The sequence below is a fragment of the Stenotrophomonas sp. HMSC10F06 genome (genome assembly GCF_001807865.1).
Lineage (GTDB): Bacteria > Pseudomonadota > Gammaproteobacteria > Xanthomonadales > Xanthomonadaceae > Stenotrophomonas > Stenotrophomonas bentonitica_A.
In genome coordinates this window covers 188431-213383 of record NZ_KV791297.1, presented here as the reverse complement: position 1 = coordinate 213383, position 24953 = coordinate 188431, and the positions used below count along the sequence as shown (strand labels likewise).

Genomic DNA, 24953 nt, shown 5'->3' with positions numbered 1-24953 from the left:
CGCGCAGCGCGGAGGCTGGACGCACATGCCACGCCCACCCGGAGACCCCATGACCACACTGACCCTGCCCGAACTGGCCAAGAAGATGGCCGGCATCGATTTCGCCATGCTGCAGACCCACACCGCCAGCGGCGAGATCGCCGGCCGGCCGATGAGCAACAACGGTGACGTGGACTACGACGGCGACAGTTACTTCTTCGCCTTCGACAGTGCCGACATGGTGGGCGAGATCGAACGCGACCCGAAGGTCGCGCTGTCCTTCACCGGCAGCAAGTCACTGCTGGGCAAGCCGCCGCTGTTCGTGGCCGTGGAAGGCCATGCCACCCTGAGCCGCGACCGCGCGACCCTGCAGGCACATTGGGTCCCGGACCTGGAACGCTGGTTCGAACAGGGCGTGGATACCCCGGGCATCGTGCTGATCCAGGTCAAGGCGACCCGTATCCACTACTGGTCCGGCGAAGACGACGGTGAGATCCGGCCGTAAGCGATGCCGGCCGCCCCCGTCAGGATCGGATGCGCAGGCTGGTCCATTCCCGGCAGGTACGCGGCGTTGACCGGCGAGGGCGAGAGCATGCTGGCGCGCTATGCAACGCGTTTTTCGGCGGTGGAGATCAACTCCTCGTTCTACCGGCCACACCAGCAGCGGACCTATGAACGCTGGGCGGCGAGCGTGCCGGCTGGCTTTCGTTTTTCGGTGAAGCTGCCCAAGGCGGTGTCGCATGACGCAGCGCTGCGCGGTTGCGGCCCGGCGCTGGATCGGTTCCTCGAAGAGACCGCCGGCCTGGGCCGCAGGCTGGGCGGATTGCTGCTGCAGCTGCCGCCCAGCCATGCATTCGATGCACGGGTGGCGGCGGGTTTCTTCGGCCTGCTGCGCCGTCGCACGGATACGCCGGTGGTCTGCGAACCGCGGCATGCCAGCTGGTTCACGCCACAGGCCGAGGCGTTGCTGGGGCGGCACTCGGTAGCGCGCGTCGCGGCCGACCCTGCGCGGGTTACGGGGGCGGCCCACCCCGGGGGTGACGCCGCGTGGCGCTATTGGCGTTGGCATGGCGCACCGCGGATGTATTACAGCGAGTATGACGAGGCGGCGCTCCAGTCCCTGGCGCGTGATGTCGCGGCGCATGCCGGCAGCACGCGCTGGGTGATCTTCGACAATACCGCCCATGGGTTCGCCATCGCCAACGCGGCACGGCTGCAGGACATCCTTGGCGGCGCATCCCACCCGGGGGCCGCCGATGCCTGAAGGTCCTTCCATCGTCATCCTGCGCGAGGCGGCGGCGAAGTTCCGTGGGAAGACCGTGCGCCTGGCGACCGGCAACAGCTCGCTCGACCTGACCCGCATGGAAGGCCGTCGCGTGGTCACCCTGCGCAGCTGGGGCAAGCATTTCCTGATCGAGTTCCGAGGCTTCAGCCTGCGCGTGCACATGCTGATGTTCGGCAGCTATCGCATCGATGAGCGCAAGCCTTCCCCGCCGCGGGTATCGCTGCAGTTCGACAACGGCGAGCTCAACATCTATGCCTCGTCGGTGAAGTACATCGAAGGCGCGCTGGAGGACACCTACGACTGGCGCGGCGACGTGATGGACCCCTCGTGGGATCCCAGGCTGGCGCGCAGGAAACTGAAGGAACACCCGGACACCTTGATCTGCGACGCGCTGCTGGACCAGGACATCTTTGCCGGCGTGGGCAACATCATCAAGAACGAGGTGCTGTTCCGCACGCGCGTGCATCCTGAATCCACGGTCGGCGCGCTGCCGTCGCGCAAGCTGGGCGAGGTCATCAAACAGGCGCGGCAGTACAGCTTCGATTTCCTGGACTGGAAGCGGCAGTTCGTCCTGCGCCAGCACTGGTTGGTGCATACCAAGCGCACCTGCCCCCACTGCGGTGGCCCACTCAGCAAGACCTACCCGGGGACGACCCGGCGGCGGACGTTCTTCTGCCCGGTCTGCCAGCTGCGCTACGGTACGGCGCCGGTCGTACGCAAGGCCGTCCGCAAGGCCGCAGGCAAGGCAGTCCGCAAGGTCGCAAAGGGCACCCCTGGAAAGGCCCCAAGGCGTTCAGCCAGGGCCACCCGCATGGCGTAGGATGGGTTGTCACACGCACGTACGCGCGTCCTGCGCGATCGACGTCCGATCGCCCTCGCTCCTTCCTCCGAGTCCTTCATGCCGCCCCGGGATGAAGACTCCCGTGTCCCACGGAGCGCTCATGCCGGGCTATACCACCCGCATCCTCACCATTCCGGTCGGCGGTCACGACTTCCGTATCCGTGCGCTCACCGATCTGCAGCAGTTCTCCGATCCTACCGGCCGCGCCGCGCGTGCCGGCATCCACTCCTCGCTGTGGAGCCTGTTCGGCCAGATCTGGCCGGCCGGCCGCGCGCTGGCCGATACCATGAGCCACTTCGACGTGGCCGGTAAGCGCATCCTGGAACTGGGCTGCGGGCTGGGCCTGTCCAGCCTGGTGCTGGCACATCGGGGCGCGGATGTCGTCGCGACGGATCACCATCCGTTGGCCGAATCCTTCCTGGCCTACAACGCAGGGCTCAACAACCTGCCGGCGGTGACCTACCGCGACCTGCCCTGGGAAGTTCCGGATGGCTCGCTGGGCCGCTTCGACCTGATCATCGGCAGCGACATCCTTTACGAACGCGGCCACGCCCACCAGATCGCCGCGATGATGCTGCGGCATGCCAAGCCCGATGCCGAACTGCTGATCACCGATCCCGGGCGTGGCAACGTCGGCGCGTTTTCGCGCGGCATGGCCCTGCAGGGCTTCGATGTGACCGAGGAACTGGGCCTGTTCGAGGATGAGGGCGATGCGCCAGGCCATGGGCGGCTGCTGAGTTATCGGCGCGGCGCCGTCCGCCCGGCGGCCCTCGCCTGAGCGCGGGCCGGGCGCGTTGCGGCGCCGGCGTTCCTCCGTGACACGACGTGCAGATCCGCTGGCGTAGGCTGTCGCCGTCCAGATGCGGCCCAGGCGGCCGGGAGAGCCCCGATGCGATGTCGTCCCCTGTCCAGCCGCGATGGCCTGCCTGTCAGCAGGGCGCACGCTTGAGTACGGCCAGCGCCGCGCCGGATGCGCGACCACAGACCCGCTCGATGATCATCGCCGGGCTGTCCACCGTGGTGGAGTGGTACGACTTCACGCTCTATCTGTATCTGGCCACGGTGTTGTCGAGGGTGTTCTTCGGCGGCGGCGAGAACGCGCTGCTGGCCACGCTGGCCGGGTTCGCGGTGTCGTATCTGATGCGCCCCCTGGGCGCGCTGGTGTTCGGCCATCTCGGCGATCGCTTCGGCCGGCGCTACATGCTGTTGGCCTCGATGCTGCTGATGACGCTGGCCATGCTTGCTACCGCGCTGCTGCCCACCTTCGAGAGCATCGGCGCCACCGCCGGTGTGCTGTTGTTGCTGTTGCGCTGCCTGATGGCTTTTTCGGTCGGCGGCGAATACACCGGCGTGGTGGCGTACCTGCTGGAAACCGCGCCCGTGCGGCGGCGCGGCCTGGTCACCTCGCTGGCGTCGGCCGCGAGCGAGGTGGGGGCCCTGTTGGCAGTGGCGCTGTCGGCGCTGACGGTGGCGCTGCTGAGCACGGCCCAGCTGGATGGCTGGGGCTGGCGCATTCCCTTCTTTGTCGGCGCGGCGCTGGCCGGCGCGATCCTGCTGGCGCGCTCGACCATGCATGAGTCGCCCGAGTTCGAGCGGCAGCAGGCCGAAGGCACCGTGCCGGAGTCGCCGATCCGCGACACCTGGCGGCACCACAAGGCCGCGATCGCCCGCACCTTCGCGATCTCCGCACTGGGCTCGATCACCTATTACGTCGGCATTACCTATGTGCCCGCATTCCTCGGTTCGGTTGGGCAGGTGAGTGAATCCGAAGCGCTGTGGCTCTCCACGATCGCGGCGGTGGCGGTGATCGTGGTGACGCCGCTGGCCGGCGCGTTGTCGGACCAGGTCGGTCGTCGGCCGGTGTTGATCGCGCTGGCCGCCCTGTCGGCGTTGCTGCCGTTGACGATGTTCTCGGTGATGGCCGGTGGCAGCACGCTGGCGATCGGGCTGGCCGCGGTGGTGTTGGCGTGCCTGGCCGGTGGCGTGAGTGCGGTGGCGGCACCGGCGACGGCCGAGCAGTTTCCCGGCGAGGGGCGGCTCAGCGGGCTGGCATTGGGCGTCACCATGGCGACGGCCTTCTTTGGTGGCGCCACGCCGTTGCTGGCCGAAGTGCTGGTGCGCCACACCGGCTGGTCATCGGCCCCCGGCGCGATGATCGCCGGGGTCGCCGTGCTGGTGCTGCCGGTGATGTGGACGCTGCGCGAGACGCGGCCCCGGTAGCGCCGGCCGCTGGCCGGCTGCACACAGGGTGCCGAGAAGGTAGTGCCGGCCGCTGGCCGGCTCCACGCAATGTCGGTTCTTCGAGGAGCCGGCCAGCGGCCGGCACTACCTGGACACGGTGCGCCGCCACCAAAAAAACGGGCCGCCCGAAGGCGACCCGTTCGTTCAACACAGCGATGTCGTCAGGCCTCAGTATTTCCAGCGCAGGCTCAACGCGACGAAACGCGGCTCGCCGTAGTTGTTGTAATCCAGGTTGGCCCAGTAGGTCTTGTCCAGCGCGTTGCGCACGCTCAGGGTCGCCGTCCAGCTGTCGCTGAGGCGGTAGTTGGCGTTGAACTGCACCAGCGCGTACGCCGGCTGGTTCACCGTCACCGTGCCGCCGAGCGGATAAGGAACGTTGTAGCCCTGCACCTTGCTCTGCCACTGCACGCCCGCACCCACGCTCAGGCGTTCGAGCGCGCCGCGCAGCCGCACCTGGGTGTTGAGCTGCAGCAGGTCCTCGGCCGGGTTGGCGTACAACAGATCAGTGGCGGCACGGGTCACCTTGACGTGGGTGAAGCCGGCATTGACCGTCCAGCCCGGCAGGATTTCGCCGTTGACGTCCAGTTCCCAGCCGCGTGCCTTGGTGCCGTTGATGCCGATGTAGGCCGAGCTGCCATCGCTGAGCGAGCGCTCCGGCACGCTCGTGTCCAGCACCGCGTAGTTGTCCTGCTTGGCCTCGAACACCGCCGCATTGGCGGTCAGGCGACCGTCGAACCACTGCGACTTGATGCCCGCTTCCAGGTTCGAGCCCTCCACCGGCGCCAGCAGGTTTTCGTTGCGGTCCTTGAAGTTCTGCGGGTTGAAGATCTCGGTGTAGCTGGCATACGCCGCGACCTGCGGGGTGATGTCGTAGACCAGGCCCACATAGGGCGTTACTTCGTCCGTCACCTTGTAGGCGCCGCTGGTGCCGGTGTAGGCCCCGGTCGTGCCGTAGGCGCGGGTCAGCGTCTCCCAGCGGCTCAGCCGCGCGCCGGCGATCAGTGCCAGCGGGTCGGCCAGGCGCAGGCGGGTGGCCACGTAGAAACCGCTCTGCGTGGTCTTGGCGACCCGGCGTGCACCGGTACGCGAATAGGTCACTTCGGAGATGTCGCCATCCCAGGTGCGGATGTCCGGGATGTAGTAGCAGCGCTCGGTGCCGCACCGCGCCCAGTCGGTCGGGTAGCGCAGGGCGATGGTGTTGGTGGTGCCTTCCAGGTCCGCCCACTGGCCGCCCACGGTCAGGTCGTGTTCGCGGCCGAACAGCGAGAACGTGCCGCTCAGGTAGGCATCGACGTTGCGCCGGGTGTCTTCCGAATCACCGGCGGCAGTGCGCAGGAAGATGCCCGCGCCGGTGGCCGGATCGGGGTAGCCGCTGCCGTAGACGCGCACGTTCTGCACGTTGCCCCGGGTGTAGGCGGTGTTGATCTTCAGCAGCCAGTTCTCGCCGAAACGCTGCTCCAGGTTGGCGAACGCCGTGCTCGTCTCGCGCTGCCAGTAGCTCCACTTCGGGGCGACGTTGGTCGAGCGCGGCAGGTGCGCGAAGTCGCCCTGGCTGTTGAAGAACGGCACGGTGCCCCAGGTCGAGCCGACCGGGTTGTTGTCCTGGGTCTGGTAGCCCACGGTCACGGTGGTGCTGTCGGTCAGGTCACCTTCCAGCACGGCCATGCCGGCCATCTTGTTCTCGTGGTAGCGGTCGTAATACAGATCGCGGTCGGTGTAGGCGGCGACCACTCGGCTGCGGAAACGGCCATCGGCGGTCAGCGGCGCGGTCACGTCGGCCTCCATGCGCTGGTAGTCCCAGCTGCCGGCGCTCACTGCGAAGGAGGCATCGAATTCCTTGCCCGGGCGCTTGCGCAGCAGGTTGACCGTCGCCGATGGCACGCCGGCGCCGCTCAGCAGGCCGTTGGCACCGCGGATCACTTCGACGCGATCGTAGAAGGCGGTGTCGTACTCCTGGTTGGTCGAACCGCTGTAGGTGGGGATGCCATCGACCTGGAAATCAGTGATGGGAAAGCCGCGGGCGTAATAGAGCGGACGCTGGGTGTCGTAGAAGGAGACACTCACGCCGGTGACGTTGCGCATCACGTCGTTGATGCTGAACAGCGATTCGTCCTGCAGGCGCTGGAGCCCGATCGAGGTCGCTGACTGCGGGGTTTCCTGCAGGCTGATCGGCAGGCGGGTGGTGCTGGATGGCATCGCGCGCGCACCGACCACGCTGACCTTGTCCAGGGTCTTCGCATCGGCAGTGCTGCTGGCGTCTGCCAGCGCATCGGCGAAGGCCTGCGGGGCGGTCAGCGAAAGGGCGGAAAGCAGGGCCAGGGCCAGCGGGGCACGGCGGGAGCGGAACGGGTGGGCGCGGAGCGACATGGGGGTCTCTGGACGGGAAGTAGGGAAGAAAGGCAACAGGCAGGCAACGCCGGCGCGCAGGCGCCAGGCACGGTAGGTCCATCCTGGGAAAGCAGGTTGCCGGGCAGCTGCGGGGAGACGGCAGTCCGTTGAGACCGTCCAGTACCCGTAGCGACAACCCTGCGATGCGCAAATGTAAATCGTTCTCAGTCGCTTTACAATTCTTGAACAATCGGGCGCGTCGGCGTAGAGCGGTCGCGCGGCGGCGCTGGCCCCCAAAAACGCAACCGGCCACCGCGAGGGTGGCCGGAGGGAAACCGTGGCGGAGGCCCGAAGGCCTCGCCGGTGCAGGCTTACAGCGCCTGCAGTTCTTCGTTGGCGTTGCGCTTGGCCTCGGCCGGCTTGGCGGCCGGCGGCGGGGTCAGCATCACCGCCGGGCTGGTCTCGACCGGCACCTCCAGGTACGGCAGCTTCAAGGTTTCGCTGGTCAGGCGGCGGATCTCATTGGTCAGCGCCGGGCTGTCATTGAGCTTGCGGCCATACGACGGCACGATTTCCTTCAGGCGCACTTCCCAGCCCGCCGCCATCTGCTCGGGGAAGGCTTTCTTGAGCAGGTCCAGCATGATCGGCGGCGAGGTCGAGGCACCCGGCGAGGCGCCGAGCAGGGCGGCCAGGGTGTGGTCCTGGTCGGTCACGATCTCGGTACCGAACTGCAGGATCGAGCCCTTTTCCGGGTCCTTCTTGATGATCTGCACGCGCTGGCCGGCGGTGACCAGCGTCCAGTCCTCGCGCTTGGCGTTGGGGTAGTACTTGACCAGCTCGGCCTGGCGGTCGTCATCGTTCAGGCGTGCCTGACCCATCAGGTACTTCACCAGGTCCAGGTTCTCCAGGCCCACGCCCATCATCCCGGCCACGTTGTTGTGGTTCACCGAGGAATACAGGTCGAACCACGAGCCGTGCTTGAGGAACTTGGTGCTGTACAGCGCGAACGGCCCGAACAGCACGACCGGCTTGCCATCCAGCTTGCGTGCGTCCAGATGCGGGACCGACATCGGCGGCGAGCCGGTTTCGGCCATGCCGTAGGCCTTGACCGAATGGCGGCCGGCCACCTGCGGCGACTGGAAGGCCAGGAACTGGCCACCGACCGGGAAGCCGGCGTAGTTCTTCGATTCCGGGATGCCCGACAGCTGCAGCAGCTTGAGCGCGGCGCCACCGGCACCGATGAACACGAAGCGCGACTTGACGGTGGATTCGTTGTCGGACTTCAGGTCCTTGACGGTCACGTTCCAGCTCTTGTCGTCGTTCTGGCGCAGGGCACGCACTTCATGGTTGAGGTGCAGGCTGAAGTTCGGGCTGCGCTGCAGGCCAGCGGTCAGCTGGCGGGTGATCACGCCGAAGTTGACGTCGGTACCCAGCGGCATCCAGGTCGCGGCGACCTTCTGCTTCGGGTCGCGGCCTTCCATCAGCAGCGGGGCCCACTGCTTGATCTGCGCGGCGTCCTCGGAATACTGCATGCCGTAGAACAGCGGGTTCTTGACCAGTGCCTGCTGGCGCTTGTGCAGGTAGGCGATGTTCTCATCGCCCCAGACGAAGCTCATGTGCGGGGTCGGGTTGATGAAATCGCTGGGCTGGCTCAGGCGCCCTTCGCGCACCTGGTGGGACCAGAACTGGCGTGAGATCTCGAACTGCTCGGCGATGCCGACCGCGCGCTTGGTCTCGATGCTGCCGTCGGGTAGTTCCGGGGTGTAGTTCAGTTCGGCGAATGCGGAGTGGCCGGTGCCGGCGTTGTTCCAACCGTCCGAACTTTCCAGGGCAACCCCGTCCAGGCGCTCATAGACCTGGATGTTCCAGTCCGGTTGCAGCTCCTGCAGGAACGTGGCGAGCGTGATGCTCATGATGCCGCCGCCGACCAGGACGACGTCGACCGGCTTGTCGTTGCCGGCGGCCGGGACCGAGCGCTGATGCAGCGGCCAGTACAGGAACAGGGCCGCTGCCAACAGCAACAGCACGAGCAGGCCGAGGACGACCTTCGCTAGTTTTTTCATGGGGATCTCAGGTAGGGAGACATGGGAAGGATGCCGCCGCTGCCGGGAACGCCCGTGAAGACGGGCGTCACAGCGGTACCTTGATCGCAATTTTAGCCCGTTCCGGTACGGATTTGGTGCAACGCAGCATCCGGTGGCTGTGCCGGACCGGCTCAGTCGCTGGCGAGAGTGAAGTACTCCAGGAGGAAATAGCTGGCTTGATAGGCCAGTGCTATCAGAGCCAATACCAGATGCGCACGCCGCTGGCGCAGGGCGAAGCCCAGCCCGGCGATCCCCAGCATCACCACGGTATGCACCCAGTAAGCGTCCCCCAGCATCTGCCAGCGGCTGTGGCCCTTGATGGCGGTATCCACCAGATCCAGCAGCGTGACCAGTGCCAACATCCCGAAGAAGCCGCCGCGGCGCTGCAGCAGGTAGTTCTCATAGCTGCCGAACTCGCGCACGTCGTCCGGAAACAGCAGCACGCAGAGCAGGTACCACGACGCGCAGTAGGCGATCACGAACAGATACAGCTCGAAGGTCCACTGCCGGACCTCGCCCAGCCGGAACTCCCACCACCAGAAGGTCACCACCGAAATCAGTGCCCAGACCACCCAGCACAGGTGGATCAGCGAGCAGCCGCGTCGTTTGGGGTGCTCGATGATGCCCGCCAGCCCGCGCAGCAGGGTGGTGATGCTCAGGCCGAGGATGATGCTGAGCACCACGCGGATGTGCAGGTAGACCGGATCGGTGTCCATCGACGTGCCCGCGGCTGGGATGCGCCGATGCTGCATCGGGGCGGGTCATCGAATCGTGTAGGGCGGCGTGCGGCCCCGGCACGACAGCCGACCAGCGGTCGGCGCTACCGGTCGGGGTTATCGCTTCTTGCGCACCAGCGTCGCCGAGGCCGCCAGCACTGCCTGGGTCAGCAGCGCCATGGTCTGTACATCGCCCTTCCAGTGCTGCCAGTACAGCGGCACGTCTTCCCACGCGCGCTGCTTCATGTGCACCAGGCGCCCGGCATCCAGGTGGCGTTTGACCAGCGGCAGCGGGTTCATGGTCCAGCCCAGCCCGCCCAGGTTCGCCTGCACGAACGCGCGGGTGGAGGGAATCCACCAGGTCGGTGCGGTCAGCGGCAGGTCGTTGCCCGCCAGGCGCCGGGCGAAGCGGGCCTGCATGTCGTCCTTGCGGTTGAACACCAGCACCGGCGCCTGGGCCAGCGACTGCGCATTGACCCCCTTGGCGAAGTACTGCTCATGGAAGGCCGGGGTGCAGGTGGCAGCGTAGCGGATGCTGCCCAGCGCGTGGATCTGGCAGCCCTGCACCGGCTCGTCCAGGGTGGTCACCGCGCCCAGCACGGCCCCCTGGCGCAGCAGGGCCACGGTGTGGTCCTGGTCTTCCGAGCGCAGGTCCAGGGTGGTGCCGGTCTGCCGCGCGAACTGCAGGGCGGCTTCGGGGAACCAGGTCTCCAGGCTGTCATGGTTCACCGCCACGGGGATGCTGGCGTGCGGCAGGTCCTCATCGGCGATGCCCATGCGGTGCAGCGCATCGTGCTCGAGCAGGGCGGTCTGTTCGGCCAGCTGCACCAGCACCTGGCCCTCGGTGGTGGCGACCGCTGGGGAAGAACGTTTGACCAGCAGGCGGCCGACCCGGTCCTCCAGCGCCTTGACCCGCTGGGAGACGGCCGAGGCGGTGACATTGAGCGACTGCGCGGCCCGTTCGAAGCTGCCTTCCCGGATCACCGCCGCCAGGGCGCGGAGCTGGGCATGGTCGATGCGCATGATCTTAAGTTCCGCTAAAGATGGTTAAGTAAGTTTAGCTCTACTTTTTCATGTTGCGGCGCGACAATATGCGCCATCCGGTGCTGTACGCCTTGGCGAGGCACGCCCCCCAGCACGACACAGGTGGTATCCCATGTTTTCAATCATTTCCGGCGGCGCCGGGCTGAGCGCGTGGCTCAGTGGTGCCGCAACCGGCATCGGCCTGTTTGCGGTGGTCGGCGCGCAGAGCGCGTTCATCCTACGCCAGGGCATCCTGCGCAAGCACATCATTCCGGTGGTGGCGACGTGTGCCGCCATCGATGGCATCTTCATCTTCGCCAGCGTGGCCGGCCTGCGCACGCTGACCCAGGCGCTGCCGTGGCTCACCACCGTGGTGCTGTGGGGCGGCGTCGCCTTCCTGGCCTGGTACGCCTGGCAGTCGGCGCGGCGCGCGCTGGCCGGCGGTGGCGGCATGCACGTGGACGAGGGCGACAGCACCTCGCGCCGCGCGGTGCTGATCTCGGCGGTCGGTTTCTCGCTGATCAATCCGCATTTCTGGCTGGACATGATGGTGATCGGCGGTATCGCCGAGAACTTCGGCAATGCGCGCATGGCCTTCGCCGCCGGCGTGTTCACCGCCAGCTGCCTGTGGCTGACCGCCCAGGGCCTGGGGGCACGCCTGCTGGCGCCACTGTTCACCAAGCCCAAGACCTGGCGCATCCTCGACGGCACCATCGCGGTGATTCTGTCGATCCTGGCGCTCAGCCTCGCGTTCCGCGGCATGCATTGAACTCTCTCCTCGATGCAGGTCCTGGAAATGGCACCGTTCGCGGTGCCATTTTTTTTTGCACCAACAGGAATATCCCTCTGGTTGGCGGCTCGATCTTCCGCCTAGAATCGCGATCCCGGACATGAGGTCCGATGCAGCAGGGGGAAAGGATGAAGCACGTACAAAGGTTGGGATTGCTGGTATTGCTGGCCATTACGGGCCAGGCCGGCGCGGTGGATCTGGAGCGCTACCTGCGCCGGGATGCCTTCACCGATATCAAGATTTCGCCGAACGGCGACTATTACGCGGCCACCGTGCCGATGGAAGATCGCACCGCCCTGGCGATTCTGCGCAGGAACGGCGGCGGGGTGGTGGGCTCGTTCGTGCCGCCCAGGAACAATCACGCCAATCATTTCGACTGGGTCAGCGCAGAACGTGTGCTGATCGGCCTGGCCGAGAAGCAGGGCTCGCTGGACCAGCCGCGCATGACTGGCGAGCTGTATGCCATGAACGCCAACGGCGGGCGTGGCGAGCTGCTGGTCGGCTACCGCGCGCAGGACAACGGCCCGGGTACCCGCATCCAGCAGAAAAAAGTGGAGGCCGTGGCCGCGTTCCTCGCCGATGATCTGCCCGCGGACGAGCGCAACGTGCTGGTCACGATCTGGCCATTCAGCGATGACCCGTTCACCCGTGCCGACCGGATGGATGTCACCACCGGCCGTCGCCAGACCGTGGCGCGCTCGCCCGTACGCCGCGCCGATTTCGTCACCGACAACCAGGGCCAGGTGCGTTTCGCCCATGGCGCGGGAACCGACAACGTCAACAAGCTGTACTACCGGGAAGGGTCGGGCACGACCTGGAAGCTCGTCAACGATGAAGCCCTGAACGGGCGGATCGAAACGGCGATCGGGTTCTCCGAAGACGGTCGGCTGGCGTATTTCAACACCGAGATGCCGCAGGGCCCCGACGCCATCGTGTCCTGGGATCCGGTGACCGAAGAGCGCAGGCTCGTGCTGCGTGATCCCGTGGTGGACGTGCACAAATACATCTACCGGCCCGGCACCTCGATCCCGGTGGGCGCGCTGTACCTGGGTGACACGCCACGCACCCGCTTCTTCGACGAACAGGGCCCCGATGCGCGGTTGTATCGCAGCCTGGAAGCGGCGTTCGGGGGCGATGCGGTCTTCGTCACGTCCAGTACCCGCGACGGCCGGCAGCTGATGGTAGAGGCGTGGTCCGGGCGCAACCCGGGCGATTTCTACATCTTCGACAACGTGGCCAAGAAAGCGGACCACGTCATCAGCCGCAGCAACTGGATCGACCCGGCCGCCACCGCAGAGGTACGCCCGGTGGCCCTGAAGGCACGTGACGGGCTGCCGCTGCACGGCTACCTGACTGTGCCCGCCAAGGCCGCTGCCAATTCGCTTCCGATGGTGGTGATACCGCATGGCGGGCCTTACGGTCCGTTCGATACCGGCGGGTACGACGCGGAAAGCCAGATGCTTGCCGACGCCGGGTACGCTGTCCTGCAGGTCAACTTCCGCGGCTCGGGCAATTACGGGCGCGCCCATCGGTCCGCGGGTGCCCGCCAGTGGGGCGGCACCATGCAGGACGATCTGACCGATGCAACCCGCTGGGCGATCCGGGAGGGCATTGCCGACGCCTCGCGGATCTGCATCTATGGCGCCAGCTATGGCGGTTATGCGGCGATGATGGGGGCGGCGAAGGAGCCGGCGCTGTACCGGTGCGCCGCCGGGTATGTAGGTGTCTACGACCTGCCGATCATGTTCACCAGTGGCGATATCCAGCGCCGCGGCTCGGGCGAGACCTACCTCAAGGAATGGATCGGCGAGCGCGCCCAATTGGCGGCGGTATCGCCGGTGAACCTGGCCGACCGCATCAAGGTGCCGGTGTTCCTCGCCGCCGGTGGCGAAGACGAGCGCGCCCCGATCCAGCACACCAGGCGGATGGAAGCGGCGCTGAGAAAGGCCGGCGTGCCCGTGGAGGCGTTGTACTACCCGACCGAAGGCCACGGTTTCTACACCGACCCGCACCGCCGCGAGTACTACACCAAGCTGCTGGCGTTCCTGTCCAACAGCCTGGGCGGGGAGACTGCTTCGGCGTCGACGCCAGCCCAGCCCTGAGCAAGACGCGGCATCAAGCCTGCTGCAACGACAACGGCACCGCGAGGCGCCGTTGTCGTCTGCGCATCAGGCCAAGGCTCACTTCACCCCGTGCATCATCTTCTTCAGCAGCGGCGAACAGGCCAGGGCAACCGCCGCGCACCCCAGGCCGATCCACATCAGCAGCCAGAACAGGTGTTCGTAGCTGGCGGCGGCGCTGGCGATGTTCATGGTTTCGCCTTCCGGCACCTCGATCGCGGCGAGCTTGCCGAACAGCGCGGCCAGCGTTTCCGAAAACGCGGTGGCCAGGAACCACGTGCCCATCATCAGGCTGACCACCCGCGGCGCGGCCAGCTGAGTAACGGCGGACAGACCGACCGGTGACAGGCACATTTCGCCGATCTCCAGGATCAGGTAGGCCAGTACCAGCCACCACACGCTGGCCATCTGCCCGGTCGCGCCGACGTGCTGGGCGGCCAGCGCCAGGGGCACGAACGACAGTGCGGCGAAGATCAGCCCGATCGAGGATTTGACCGGCTTGGACGGGTCCATGCGGCGACGGTCCAGCCACGCCCACAGCATGGCGAACAGCGGCGCGAGCACCACCAGGAACAGGCCGCCCAGGTAAGTCAGCGAGCCGGCGGTCTGCGGAATCACCAGGCAGTCGCGGATCAGCATGACCAGCATCGCCGCGACGATCACGATGAACAATGTGCGTGGCGCGGACGAGCCCGGGCGGCGCTCGGACAGACGCGCGGCCACCACGAAGCCCAGCGGCGCCAGCAGCAGCGAGGCGATCGACCACGGCAGCGGGGTGCCACCCTGGATCACCAGCGACGGCACCAGGTCCTTGGTGAGCAGGCGGTCGGTGAAGGTCACCCAGGAGCCATAGGTCTGCTCGTACAGGGTGAAGAACACCAGCGCCATGAAGATCAGCGCCATCAGCGCGATCATCTGCTGGCGCTGCACCGGCGTGCAGCGGGTGCCGGTGAACCAGGCGAACCAGACCAGCACGCCACCGAGCACGACGATCATCAACATCAGCGCCAGGCTGAGTTCACCACCGAGCGCGAACGCACCATTGGCGGCGGCCCACATCAGCGCGGCCACCGGAATCACGCCCAGCACGGCCACGGCATAGATCAGCCATTCGCGGCGGATGCCGAGCACGCGTTGGCGCAGCGCGGGCAGATCGGACGGTTCGGCGTGGCCCTGCAGGTACTTCTGGCCCCACAGGAACATGCCCAGTCCGATCACCATGCCGATGCCGGCCGCACCGAAGCCGTACTTCCAGCCATAGGCTTCGCCGAGGAAGCCGCACACCAGCGAGGCGAACAGCGCGCCCAGGTTGATGCCGGCGTAGAACAGCGAAAAGCCCGAGTCGCGGCGCGGATCGTTTTCCGGGTACAGCTTGCCGACGATGGTGGAGATGTTCGGCTTGAGGAAGCCCACGCCCATGATGATCAGGGCCAGCGAGAGGTAGGTGATGCCCAGCGCGGCATCATCGCGGACCACCGCGCCATCGACGCGGACCGCTGCATGACCTTCGAAAGCCATGCCCAGGTGGCCGAGCACCAGCAGCACGCCGCCGAACACCACCGCCTTGCGCATGCCCAGCCAGCGGTCGGCGAGCAGGCCGCCGAAGACCGGGATGCAGTAGACCAGGCCGCCATAGGCACCGAGCAGATCCAGGCCGGCCTTGTCGCCGAACAGGTGGTATTTGGTGAGGTACAGCAGCAGCAGCGCCTTCATCCCGTAGAACGAGAACCGCTCCCACATCTCGGTGAAGAAGCAGATGTAGACGCCCTTGGGATGGCCAAGGAAGTCGTCGGTCGCGGTGGAGGTCGAGGCGGCGGGCAGGACGGCTGCGGTCATCGAGGGCTGGGGCAGGGCGGACAAGGGGGCGAGTATAGGCCCGGGGCGAAGGGTCAGCCGTGCCGTGTCTGGCCGCTCCGCCGTCGTGCTGCCGGCCATGCGCGCTTACAGATAGCGAAGCCAAGCCAGATCCCGCCGCCGCGCCTTGAACCGCGCGAATGCCCGTGTCGGCCAATACAGCGCCACTGCCAGCACCGCGGTGATCACCCACAGGCTCGCCACGTGATCGACCGCGAAGTACCCGCCGTGGGTCTGGCCCCAGCGGGCTTCGGCCAGCACGTACAGCAGCTTCAGCACATACAGGTGCAGCAGGTAGAAGAACATCGGTGCCGCGCCGATGTCGGCCAATGGCGCCAGCGCCCGGGCCACGCGCGGCTCTTCGTACAGGCGCAGCAACAGCAGGCCGATGCCCAGGGTCAGCAGCAGGAACAGCAGCGAGGGCGGGTACTTGGTCACGTTGAAGAAGCTCATCAGCGTGCTGCCCAGGGTGGCGAAGGACTGCCACGGGCTGTCTCCGTAGAGGTTCACCGCCCGCAGGATGACGAACGCCAGCAGCGCACCGGCGCCGGCCATCCACAGGCGACGCTGGCGCAGGAGGGCATCGCCGCCGCGCGCGAACCACGGGCCGATCACCCAGCCCAGTGCAATGACGCCGATCCACGGCAGCACCGGGTAGGAGGTGCGCAGGCGCAGCCCGTCGGTCACGGTGATCCAGTCGCGCTGGTGCAGCACCTTCCACAGCACGGCCAGCACCCCGTCGCCCTGCACGCGGACGCCATCGAGCAGGTTGTGCCCGGCGATCACGGCCAGCGCCAGCACCGCCAGTGCGCCGCGTGGCAGCCACAACAGCCCGGCCAGCGCGATCATGCTGATGCCGATCGCCCAGATCACCTGCAGGTACATCACGCTGGGCGGGAACTGCAGCGTCCAGGCGAAGTTGACCACCAGCAGCTCCAGCACTACCAGGAACAGGCCGCGCTTGAGCAGGAAAGCCGACGCGGCCCGGCGCCCATCCGGCTTGCCACTGGCGTACAACCAGGCCGACAGGCCGGTCAGCAGCACGAACACCGGGGCACACAGATGCGCCAGCAGCCGGCTGACGAACAGCGCCGGCTCGACCTGGTCCACCACCATGGGGTCGCCGACCTGCTGGTGCATGTAGAAGGTTTCGCGCACGTGGTCGAGCAGCATCAGCACAATGACGGTGCCGCGCAGCTGGTCGATGGAGGTCAGGCGGGAGGCGGGGGAATGCGTCACAGCGGCGCCGATTACTTGGTGCGATAGGATATAACATAACTAAAGTGGACGGGCCCGGCCTGGGACGTTGCCGAGTCCGGCGTGTGGCCACTCCGGTGGCACGCGCAGGTCAACAGGCGCCTCGATCGGGCGGTGAAGCGTTGCCGGCCAGCGGCCGGCACTACTGGACTTGCCCGTACATGAACGCTAGCGTGGCAGGGATTTTTTGCCAGCAGGGGCTTCCATGAACAACGACGCTGCGCCACGCCAGCTCACTTTCCGTGCGGTGGTGCTTGCCATCGTGCTGGCGGTGATTCTGTCGGCCGCCAACGCCTACCTCGGTCTGTTCGCAGGCCTGACCATCGCCACCGCCATTCCCGCCGCGGTCATTTCCATGGGGGTGCTGCGCCTGCTCGGCGGTGGCACGATCCTGGAAAACAACATCGTCCAGACCGGTGCTTCGGCCGGTTCGTCGATCGCCGCCGGTGTGATCTTTACCATCCCCGCGCTGGTGATCATGGGGTACTGGCCGGACTTCAAGTACTGGTGGGTGCTGGGCATCGCCGGTCTGGGTGGCCTGCTGGGCGTGCTGTTCTCGGTGCCGCTGCGGCGTTCGATGATCGTGGAAGATCCGCTTCCGTTCCCGGAAGGCAAGGCCGCCGCCGAAGTGCTCAAGGCCGGTGAAAACCCGGGCCCGGGCCTGAAGATCCTGGCCGTGTCGGCGGTGATCGGCGCCTTCGTGAAGCTGGCCGCCGAAAGCGGCCTGCGCCTGATCCCGGATGCCTGGGCCACCTCGGCCTACGTCGGTACCTCGAAGATCACCGCCTTCATCGGCACCAACCTGTCCCCGGCGCTGCTGGGCGTGGGCTACATCGTCGGCCTGAATGTCGGCATCGTGGTGGTGTCCGGCTCGATCCTGACCTGGCATATCGCCATTCCGCTGTACCAGGCGTTCTTCATGAACACCGATCCGGCGCTGGCGGCCTCGATCGCCACGGCCAATTCGACGGAAGCGGCCTTCGCCATCTGGGGCGCGAAGATGCGTTACCTGGGCGTGGGCGCGATGCTGATCGGCGGCGTCTGGACCCTGATCTCGCTGCGCAAGTCGCTGCTCAACGGCGTCAAGAGTGGCTTTGCCGCGGCCCGCAAGAGCGGTGGCCCGGCGCTGGCGCACACCGAGCGCGACCTGCCGATGAAGTGGATGCTGGTGGCCCTGGTGGTGTTCACCCTGCCGCTGCTGGCGCTCTACCAGGCCATCGTGGGCCAGTGGCACGTGTCGATCCCGATGACCCTGATCATGATCGTGGCCGGCTTCCTGTTCGTCTCGGTCTCGGCCTACCTGGCCGGCCTGATCGGCTCGTCCAACAACCCGGTCTCGGGCATCACCATCTCCACCATCCTGTTCGCCTCGGCGGTACTGGTGCTGCTGCTCGGCAAGGATGGCCTGACCCCGGTCGGCATCGGCGGTGCGCCGCTGGGCGCGGTGGCCGCGATCATGATCGGCGCGGTGGTGTGCTGCGCGGCCGCGGTCGGCGGTGACAACCTGCAGGATCTCAAGGCCGGCTACATCGTCGGCGCCACCCCGTGGAAGCAGCAGCTGATGCTGGGTATCGGCGCGTTCTCGTGCGCACTGATCATGGCCCCGGTGCTGAACCTGCTGGCCACCGCCTACGGCATCGGCGTGAAGTCCGAGCTGCATCCCAACGCGCTGGCGGCGCCTCAGGCCAACCTCATGGCCTCGGTGGCCAAGGGCCTGTTTGGCGGCGAGCTGCCGTGGACCTTCATCGGTATCGGTGCGGTGGTCGGTGCGGCGATCATCGCCTTCGACAGCTGGCTGAAGTCGCGCAATGCGCGCTTCCGCGTGCCGGTGCTGGCCGCGGCGATCGGCATCTACCTGCCGCTGGAACTGATGGTCCCGATCTTCCTGGGTGGCCTGATCGCCTACCTGGTGGAGCGCTTCCACAAGATCCGTGGCGATGATGAAGAAGGCCGTGACCGCGTGCACAAGCCGGGCGTGCTGTTCGCCGCCGGCCTGATCACCGGTGAAGCCCTGATGGGCATCGCCATCGCGATCCCGATCGTGGTCAGCAGCCGCGCCGATGTGCTGGCGCTGCCGTTCCACCTGCCGGGCGCGCAGTGGATCGGCCTGGCCGTGCTGTTCCTGGTCGGTTGGCTGATCTACCGCACCGGCAAGCGCGCGGTGGGTTCGGTCTAAGCAACAACGACTCCGATCCGGGTCATGACACACCCCGCTGCGGCGGGGTGTGTCGTTTCTGCGTTCAGCCAATGCGCCGGCATGACCGATGGCCTTTGCATGTGCGGCCCTTGCGGCCCTAACATCGGCGTTTTGCCGTTCCGCGGAGACCCCGATGAAACTTCGTTACGCCCTGCTGCCGTTGTGCCTGCTGACCGCGATGCCCTCGCTGGCGGCCACGCGTGGCCTGGATGTGCGCGACATGATCGCGCTGGATCGGGTCTCCAGCCCGCTGCTCACCGCCGATGGCGGCAACGTCATCTTCGCCAAGCGCGTGGTCGGCACCGACAGCAAGGCCAGCACCGGCCTGTACATCCGCAACCTGCGCACGCGCGACCTGGCCCCGCCCAAGCCGCTGACCCCGGCCGGCTGGAACGTCAATTCCGCCGCGCTGTCGGCCGATGGCCAGACCGTGTATTTCCTGAGCGCCAAGAGCGGCAGCCAGCAGCTCTACGCGCAGCCGGCCACCGGCGGCACGCCGCGCCAGCTGACCGATTTCCCGGTCGATGTGGACAGCTTCCACGTCTCCCCGCAGGGCGACCGCGTGGCCTTCAGCAGCGGCGTGTTCCAGGACTGCGGTTCGGACCTGGCCTGCACCAGCAAGAAGCTGGACGCGCACAAGGCGCGCAAGAACACCGGCGAGGTGTTCGACAACCTCTTCGTGCGCCATTGGGACACCTGGGCCGACGGCCGCCGCAACACGCTGTTCGTGGCGCCGCTGCCGGCCGCCAAGGCCGCGGCGGTGAAGGGCGCCTCGGCGATCAGCGCAACGCTGGCCGGCGATGCACCGTCCAAGCCGTTCGGTGGCAATGACGACTTCACCTGGTCGCCGGATGGCAAGAGCGTGGTCGCCGCGATCCGCGTGGCCGGCAAGCAGGAGCCGTGGTCGACCAACTTCGACCTGTACCGTCTGGATGCCGAGGGCAAGCAGGCGCCGGTCAACCTGACCGCGTCCAACCCGGCCTGGGATGCCGGCCCGGTGTTCAGTGCCGACGGCAAGACCCTGTACTACCGTGCCATGAAGCGCCCGGGCTTCGAAGCGGACCGCTTCGGCCTGATGGCGATGGACGTGGCGACCGGCAAGACCCGCGAGATCGCCCCCAAGTGGGATCGTTCGGCCGGCGAGATCGTGCTGTCCGGTGACGGCAACCTGATCTACACCAGCGCCGACGACATGGGCGAGCACCGCCTGTTCGCCGTGGACATCGCCACCGGCAAAGCCGAAGTGGTGGTGGACGGCGGCAGCATCGGCTCGCCGGTGATCGCTGGCACCACGCTGGCGTATACGAAGAACAGCCTGAAGAGCGGCGACCAGATCGTCGTGGCCGCCTTCGATGGCGCCAACCCGCGCGAGATCACCCCCAGCGCCGGCGAGATGCTGCCCGATGTCGCCTTCGGCGATTACGAGCAGTTCCAGTTCAAGGGCTGGAACAACGAGACCGTGCATGGTTACGTGGTCAAGCCGTACAACTACCAGGAAGGCAAGCGCTACCCGGTCGCGTTCCTGATCCACGGCGGCCCGCAGGGCAGCTTCGGCAATGGCTGGAGCTATCGCTGGAACCCGCAGACCTACGCCGGCCAGGGCTACGCAGTGGTCATGATCGACTTCCACGGCTCCACCGGTTACGGCCAGGCCTTCACCGACGCGATCAGCCAGCACTGGGGCGACCGCCCGCTGGAAGATCTGCAGAAGGGCTGGGCCGCGGCACAGAAGCAGTACCCGTTCCTCAACGGCGACAAGGCATGCGCGCTGGGCGCCAGCTACGGCGGCTTCATGGTCAACTGGATCGCCGGCAACTGGAACGAGCCGTGGAAGTGCCTGGTCAACCATGACGGCGTGTTCGATCAGCGCATGATGGGCTACGCCACCGAAGAACTGTGGTTCACCGAGTGGGAGCAGGGCGGCACGCCGTATGAGAAGGCCGCCAACTACGAGAAGTTCAACCCGGTCAACCACGTCCCGGACTGGAAGAAGCCGATCCTGATCGTGCACGGCCAGCTCGACTACCGCATTCCGGTGGAGCAGGGCCTGGCGGCGTTCACCGCCGCGCAGCGCCAGGGCATCGAGTCCAAGTTCCTGTACTTCCCGGACGAGAACCACTGGGTGCTCAAGCCGCAGAACAGCGTGCAGTGGCATGACACCGTCAACGGCTGGCTGAAGCAGCACATCGGCGAGTAAACCGGTTCGAAGCGCCGCCCCCAGGGGCGGCGCTTTTTCATGGCACCGGGTCTCGTTGGCCGTGGTGTCACCGGTGATCGGTGGTGTTGTAACCGACCAACGGTCGGCTCTACCCGTGATTGTTTCCCGAAACGTGCCGAATCGCACGCCCATCGTCCAGGCACTCCACACCCGTGAAAGCACCCGCCCTGATCCAGAACGACATCGTCGTCTTCGGCCTGATCGCCGCCACCCTCGGCGCCGTGTTCTGGACCGCCTCGCGCGAGCAGGGGCCGTGGAAGCGTTTCTACACCTACGTGCCAGCCCTGTTGCTGTGCTACCTGATTCCCGGGGTGTACAACACCGTCGGCCTGATCGATGGCCAGAACACCCATCTCTACAACCCGGTCGCCCGCGACATCCTGCTGCCCGCCGCGCTGGTACTGCTCACCCTGGCCGTGGATATCAAGGGCATCCTGCGGCTGGGACCGAAACTGATCGTGATGTACCTGGGCGCCTCGCTGAGCATCATGGTCGGCGCGGTGGTCGCGTTCCAGCTGATGAAGTGGCTGCACCCGGCAACCGTGGCCGGCGATACCTGGGCCGGCATGGCCGCGCTGGCCGGCAGCTGGATCGGCGGCGGTGCCAACATGCTGGCGATGCGCGAAGTGTTCGATGTCAACGCGACCACCTTCGGGCAGTTCGCGGTGGTCGATGTCGGTGTCGGCTACGTGTGGATGGCGGTGCTGATCTTCATGGCCGGGCGTTCGGCCAGGATCGATGCGCGCAGTGGTGCCGATACCTCGGGCATCGATGCGCTCAAGCTGCGCATCCAGGCGTTCCAGGCGCAGCACGAGCGCGTGGCCAGCCTGACCGACCTGATGCTGATCGTCGCCGTTGCCTTCGGCGTGGTGGGGCTGTCGCATGCGATCGCCGGTCCGGTCTCGGCGTGGTTCAAGGGCCATGTCGCCTGGGCCTCGCAGTTCAGCCTGGACGCGCCCTTCGTATGGGTGGTGGTGATCTCCACCACCTGCGGCCTGGCGCTGAGCTTCACCCGTGCGCGCAACCTGGAAGGCGCCGGTGCCTCCAAGCTGGGTTCGCTGCTGCTGTACTTCCTGATCGCCTGCATCGGCATGCAGATGGATCTGCTGGCGTTGCTGGACCGCCCCTGGCTGTTCCTGCTTGGCCTGATCTGGATCGCGGTGCACATCGTGCTGCTGTGGGCGCTGGCGCGCGCGCTGAAGGTGCCGTTCTTCTACTTTGCGATCGGCTCGCAATCCAACATCGGCGGGCCGGCCTCGGCGCCCGTGGTCGCGGCGGCGTTCCACCCCTCGCTGGCGCCGGTCGGCGTGCTGCTGGGCACGATGGGCTACGCGACGGGCACGTACCTGGCGTATATCGTGGGCATCACCCTGCGCGCGATGGCGGGGTAGAGCCGACCGTTGGTCGGCTGCTGTCACGTCGCGTCACAGCGCACGACAGCCGACCAACGGTCGGCTCTACGGCAGAAGCAACCTGCGCTAAAGCAACCAGGCGATGCATCAGGTGTCCAGGAGGTTGCCGGCCAGCGGCCGGCACTACCGGGAATTCGGGCCGCCCCGCGTTACCGCACGTGCGGATTTACGCGGTAAGAAGGCCGCGTTCGAGTAACCACGCTCTGGCGTCTTCCGCATCCTGCTCGAACCACGCCTTCGTAGACCCCAACCGATACGTGTACCCCCACGCATCCATGTCGGCCATCAGGCGCGCGCTGCCTACCCCCGGCAGTTGCCCGGCCAGCACGATCTGCAGGTAGCAGGTGGCGTCTTCTTCGGGTACCGAATCGGTGGCATCGGTGTGCACCAGCGCACGCCGCTCCGGCGGCAGCACGATCAGGTGGCAGGCTTCGTGCAGCATCGAGTGCACGGGCGTGTCATCGCGCACATAGACATCGCTGCCGATGATGCCGGCTTCAGGTTCGCCCCAATAGCTGCCCGGAATCGGCGCGCCATCGGCCACACGATGCAGGCGCAGATCGTGGGCCGCGAGCAGGGTGTGGGCGTCGTCGAAACGGATATCGCCGAGGCGGGTGACCTGCGGTTCGGCGGTGGGGGCAGCGTCGTTCATGGGTTACCGCTCAACCGCCCCTTCCGGGGCGGAAGGGGCGATGTCGATCAGGGCTGCTGCGGGCCTTCCGGCAAGGCGACGGAAATATCGAGCACATCGTGCTCGCCGTCCTTGACCAGGTCGACCTTGACCGCATCAGCGTCGATGTTGACGTACTTCTTGATCACTTCCAGCAGCTCGCGCTGCAGCAGGGGCAGGTAGTCCGGGCCGCCGCGGTGGCTGCGTTCCTGCGCGATGATGATCTGCAGGCGGTTCTTGGCCGTTTCGGCAGTGGTCTTCTTTCGGTTCAGGAAATCGAACAGTCCCATGCTTACCCTCCGAACAGCTTGCTGAAGAAGCCTTTCTTCTCCACGGTGGTGAAGCGCATCGGACGCTCTTCGCCAAGGATGCGGCCCACCGCATCTTCGTATGCCTGGCCCGCCGCCGATTCGGGGTCCAGAATGACCGGTTCACCCTTGTTGGACGCATTGAGCACGTCGCCCGACTCGGGCACCACGCCAATGGCCTTCAGGCCCAGCACTTCTTCGACGTCGGTGATGCTGAGCATCTCCCCGCTTTCCACCCGCACCGGGCTGTAGCGCGTGAGCAGCAGGAAGGCCGGTACGTTCTTGCCGGATTCGGCCTTGTGGGTCTTCGAGTCGAGCAGGCCGATGATGCGGTCCGAGTCGCGCACCGAAGACACTTCCGGGTTCACCACCACGACCGCACGGTCGGCGTAGTACATCGCCAGGAACGCGCCCTTCTCGATGCCGGCCGGGGAGTCGCAGATGATGTATTCGAAGCCGTCGGCGACCAGGTCGTCGAGCACCTTGCGCACGCCTTCCTGGGTCAGCGCGTCCTTGTCGCGGGTCTGCGAGGCAGCCAGCACGTACAGGTTGTCGAAGCGCTTGTCCTTGATCAGGGCCTGCTTGAGGGTCGCTTCGCCGTGCACGACATTGACGAAGTCGTACACCACGCGGCGCTCGCAGCCCATGATCAGGTCGAGGTTGCGCAGGCCGACGTCGAAGTCGATCACGGCCACCTTCTTGCCACGACGTGCCAGCCCGCAGGCCAGGCTGGCGCTGCTGGTGGTCTTGCCGACGCCGCCCTTGCCGGAGGTGACTACGATGATTTCAGCCAAAGGATTTCTCCTGATTCTTCTGTTTGGGGGCTGCGTCAGTCCAGCGCAGCGATCTTGATCTGGTCCTGTTCCAGCCACACCTGCACGGCCTTGCCGCGCAGGGAGTCCGGAACATCGTCCAGTACCTTGTAATGGCCGGCGATGGCGACCAGTTCAGCGTGGAATTCACGGCAGAAAATACGCGCCGTGGTGTTGCCCTGGGCACCTGCCAGGGCACGGCCCCGCAGCGTACCGTAGATGTGGATGCTGCCGTCGGCGATCACTTCGGCGCCGGCGCCGACGGTGGCCATGACGGTCAGGTCGCAGTTCTCCGCGTACAGCTGCTGGCCCGAGCGGACATTGACGGTCTGCATGCGGCCCGGCTTGGGCGCGCCACCGGTGGCCACGGCATTCGGGGCAGGCGCCGCGGGTACGGCGGCAGCGGCACGCGAACGGCGCGGCGGCTCGGCGACCGGCGCGCGGGCAGGCGCGGGGGCCGGCTCGGCTTCGGCACGCTCGTACTGGGCGCGGAACTTGGCCAGCAGCGGCAGGCCGAGCTGCTGGGAGAGCAGGTCGGTTTCGGTGGTGCCATAGGCCAGCGCGACCGGCAGCACGCCGGCCTTGCGCAGGCCATCCAGCAGTGCCTTGGCGGTGGCCACGTCGGGTATTTTGCTGAGTCCGCCGAAATCCAGGATCACCGCGGCACGCCCGAACAGCTTCGGCGCACGCGCGACACGTTCCTGCATTTCCCGGGTAAGGCGTTCGACATCGAGGGTGCGGATGCGCAGATTGGCGATGCCGACCTGGCCGATCTTCAGTTCGCCGGCCTGTTCAAAATCCATGTTCGCTGCCACCGA

20 protein-coding genes are annotated in these 24953 nt (G+C 66.7%); 10 read left to right on the top strand and 10 right to left on the bottom strand.

Annotation, left to right across the window (positions count from 1 at the left end):
• Nucleotides 1–49: 49 nt before the first annotated feature.
• The 5 genes from HMPREF3113_RS14060 to HMPREF3113_RS14040 all read left to right on the top strand — a co-directional run bounded on the left by HMPREF3113_RS14060 (nucleotide 50) and on the right by HMPREF3113_RS14040 (nucleotide 4325).
• Entirely contained in the window at nucleotides 50–484 is a 435-nt protein-coding gene (locus HMPREF3113_RS14060; RefSeq protein WP_070473462.1) for a pyridoxamine 5'-phosphate oxidase family protein, read from the top strand.
• 3 nt (nucleotides 485–487) lie between these two features.
• A complete protein-coding gene (locus HMPREF3113_RS14055) occupies nucleotides 488–1243 on the top strand; it encodes a DUF72 domain-containing protein (RefSeq protein WP_070473460.1) in 756 nt (251 codons plus the stop codon).
• The gene (locus HMPREF3113_RS14050) at nucleotides 1236–2084 is read left to right on the top strand and encodes a DNA-formamidopyrimidine glycosylase family protein (protein ID WP_070473458.1); all 849 of its coding nucleotides are present in this window, start codon (nucleotides 1236–1238) and stop codon (nucleotides 2082–2084) included. The genes HMPREF3113_RS14055 and HMPREF3113_RS14050 overlap by 8 nt, the downstream gene beginning before the upstream one ends.
• Nucleotides 2085–2205: 121 nt before the next feature.
• Nucleotides 2206–2883 carry a class I SAM-dependent methyltransferase gene (locus HMPREF3113_RS14045; protein ID WP_070473456.1) on the top strand — a complete coding sequence of 226 codons (678 nt, stop codon included), beginning with the start codon at nucleotides 2206–2208 and terminating at the stop codon, nucleotides 2881–2883.
• 215 nt (nucleotides 2884–3098) lie between these two features.
• Nucleotides 3099–4325: an MFS transporter gene (locus HMPREF3113_RS14040; RefSeq protein WP_070473454.1), complete on the top strand. Its 1227-nt coding sequence runs from the start codon at nucleotides 3099–3101 to the stop codon at nucleotides 4323–4325.
• Nucleotides 4326–4514: 189 nt separating this feature from the next.
• Here the strand turns inward: HMPREF3113_RS14040 and HMPREF3113_RS14035 are convergent, their stop codons facing one another.
• From HMPREF3113_RS14035 to HMPREF3113_RS14020, 4 genes are all read right to left on the bottom strand, one after another.
• Nucleotides 4515–6713, bottom strand: coding sequence for a TonB-dependent siderophore receptor (locus tag HMPREF3113_RS14035; RefSeq protein ID WP_070426840.1), 2199 nt, complete (start codon nucleotides 6711–6713; stop codon nucleotides 4515–4517).
• Between the two features lie 332 nt (nucleotides 6714–7045).
• On the bottom strand, nucleotides 7046–8737 hold the full coding sequence (gene mqo / locus HMPREF3113_RS14030; protein ID WP_070473453.1) for a malate dehydrogenase (quinone): 1692 nt from the start codon (nucleotides 8735–8737) through the stop codon (nucleotides 7046–7048).
• A gap of 152 nt (nucleotides 8738–8889) precedes the next feature.
• The gene (locus HMPREF3113_RS14025; protein WP_026069996.1) at nucleotides 8890–9474 is read right to left on the bottom strand and encodes a hypothetical protein; all 585 of its coding nucleotides are present in this window, start codon (nucleotides 9472–9474) and stop codon (nucleotides 8890–8892) included.
• Between the two features lie 117 nt (nucleotides 9475–9591).
• Complete coding sequence (locus tag HMPREF3113_RS14020; protein WP_070473452.1) at nucleotides 9592–10497, bottom strand: LysR family transcriptional regulator ArgP; 906 nt, start codon at nucleotides 10495–10497, stop codon at nucleotides 9592–9594.
• A 133-nt stretch (nucleotides 10498–10630) separates the two neighbouring features.
• Here HMPREF3113_RS14020 and HMPREF3113_RS14015 point away from each other — a divergent pair, with 133 nt between their 5' ends.
• Nucleotides 10631–11266, top strand: coding sequence for a LysE/ArgO family amino acid transporter (locus HMPREF3113_RS14015; RefSeq protein WP_019184554.1), 636 nt, complete (start codon nucleotides 10631–10633; stop codon nucleotides 11264–11266).
• Between the two features lie 149 nt (nucleotides 11267–11415).
• A complete protein-coding gene (locus tag HMPREF3113_RS14010; protein ID WP_070473451.1) occupies nucleotides 11416–13389 on the top strand; it encodes an alpha/beta hydrolase family protein in 1974 nt (657 codons plus the stop codon).
• Nucleotides 13390–13467: 78 nt separating this feature from the next.
• Here the strand turns inward: HMPREF3113_RS14010 and HMPREF3113_RS14005 are convergent, their stop codons facing one another.
• Both HMPREF3113_RS14005 and HMPREF3113_RS14000 read right to left on the bottom strand, forming a co-directional pair.
• Nucleotides 13468–15243, bottom strand: coding sequence for a peptide MFS transporter (locus HMPREF3113_RS14005; protein ID WP_070473450.1), 1776 nt, complete (start codon nucleotides 15241–15243; stop codon nucleotides 13468–13470).
• Between the two features lie 105 nt (nucleotides 15244–15348).
• Nucleotides 15349–16500: an acetyltransferase domain-containing protein gene (locus HMPREF3113_RS14000; protein ID WP_070473448.1), complete on the bottom strand. Its 1152-nt coding sequence runs from the start codon at nucleotides 16498–16500 to the stop codon at nucleotides 15349–15351.
• A 223-nt stretch (nucleotides 16501–16723) separates the two neighbouring features.
• Here HMPREF3113_RS14000 and HMPREF3113_RS13995 point away from each other — a divergent pair, with 223 nt between their 5' ends.
• From HMPREF3113_RS13995 to HMPREF3113_RS13985, 3 genes are all read left to right on the top strand, one after another.
• Nucleotides 16724–18694, top strand: a complete 1971-nt coding sequence (locus HMPREF3113_RS13995; protein ID WP_070473446.1) for an OPT family oligopeptide transporter — start codon at nucleotides 16724–16726, stop codon at nucleotides 18692–18694.
• A gap of 154 nt (nucleotides 18695–18848) precedes the next feature.
• A complete protein-coding gene (locus HMPREF3113_RS13990) occupies nucleotides 18849–20912 on the top strand; it encodes a S9 family peptidase (RefSeq protein ID WP_070473444.1) in 2064 nt (687 codons plus the stop codon).
• A gap of 173 nt (nucleotides 20913–21085) precedes the next feature.
• A complete protein-coding gene (locus HMPREF3113_RS13985; protein ID WP_175440362.1) occupies nucleotides 21086–22324 on the top strand; it encodes a DUF819 family protein in 1239 nt (412 codons plus the stop codon).
• A gap of 187 nt (nucleotides 22325–22511) precedes the next feature.
• On the opposite strand, the gene HMPREF3113_RS13980 is transcribed toward HMPREF3113_RS13985, so the two are convergent.
• Genes HMPREF3113_RS13980 through minC form a run of 4 tightly spaced genes read right to left on the bottom strand, consistent with a single transcriptional unit; the run spans nucleotide 22512 to nucleotide 24938 of the window.
• On the bottom strand, nucleotides 22512–22997 hold the full coding sequence (locus HMPREF3113_RS13980) for a hypothetical protein (protein ID WP_070473443.1): 486 nt from the start codon (nucleotides 22995–22997) through the stop codon (nucleotides 22512–22514).
• Between the two features lie 47 nt (nucleotides 22998–23044).
• Nucleotides 23045–23305: a cell division topological specificity factor MinE gene (minE, locus tag HMPREF3113_RS13975; RefSeq protein ID WP_017355894.1), complete on the bottom strand. Its 261-nt coding sequence runs from the start codon at nucleotides 23303–23305 to the stop codon at nucleotides 23045–23047.
• A 2-nt stretch (nucleotides 23306–23307) separates the two neighbouring features.
• Nucleotides 23308–24117, bottom strand: coding sequence for a septum site-determining protein MinD (minD, locus tag HMPREF3113_RS13970; protein WP_019184543.1), 810 nt, complete (start codon nucleotides 24115–24117; stop codon nucleotides 23308–23310).
• Between the two features lie 35 nt (nucleotides 24118–24152).
• The gene (minC, locus tag HMPREF3113_RS13965; RefSeq protein WP_070473440.1) at nucleotides 24153–24938 is read right to left on the bottom strand and encodes a septum site-determining protein MinC; all 786 of its coding nucleotides are present in this window, start codon (nucleotides 24936–24938) and stop codon (nucleotides 24153–24155) included.
• Nucleotides 24939–24953 lie beyond the last annotated feature (15 nt).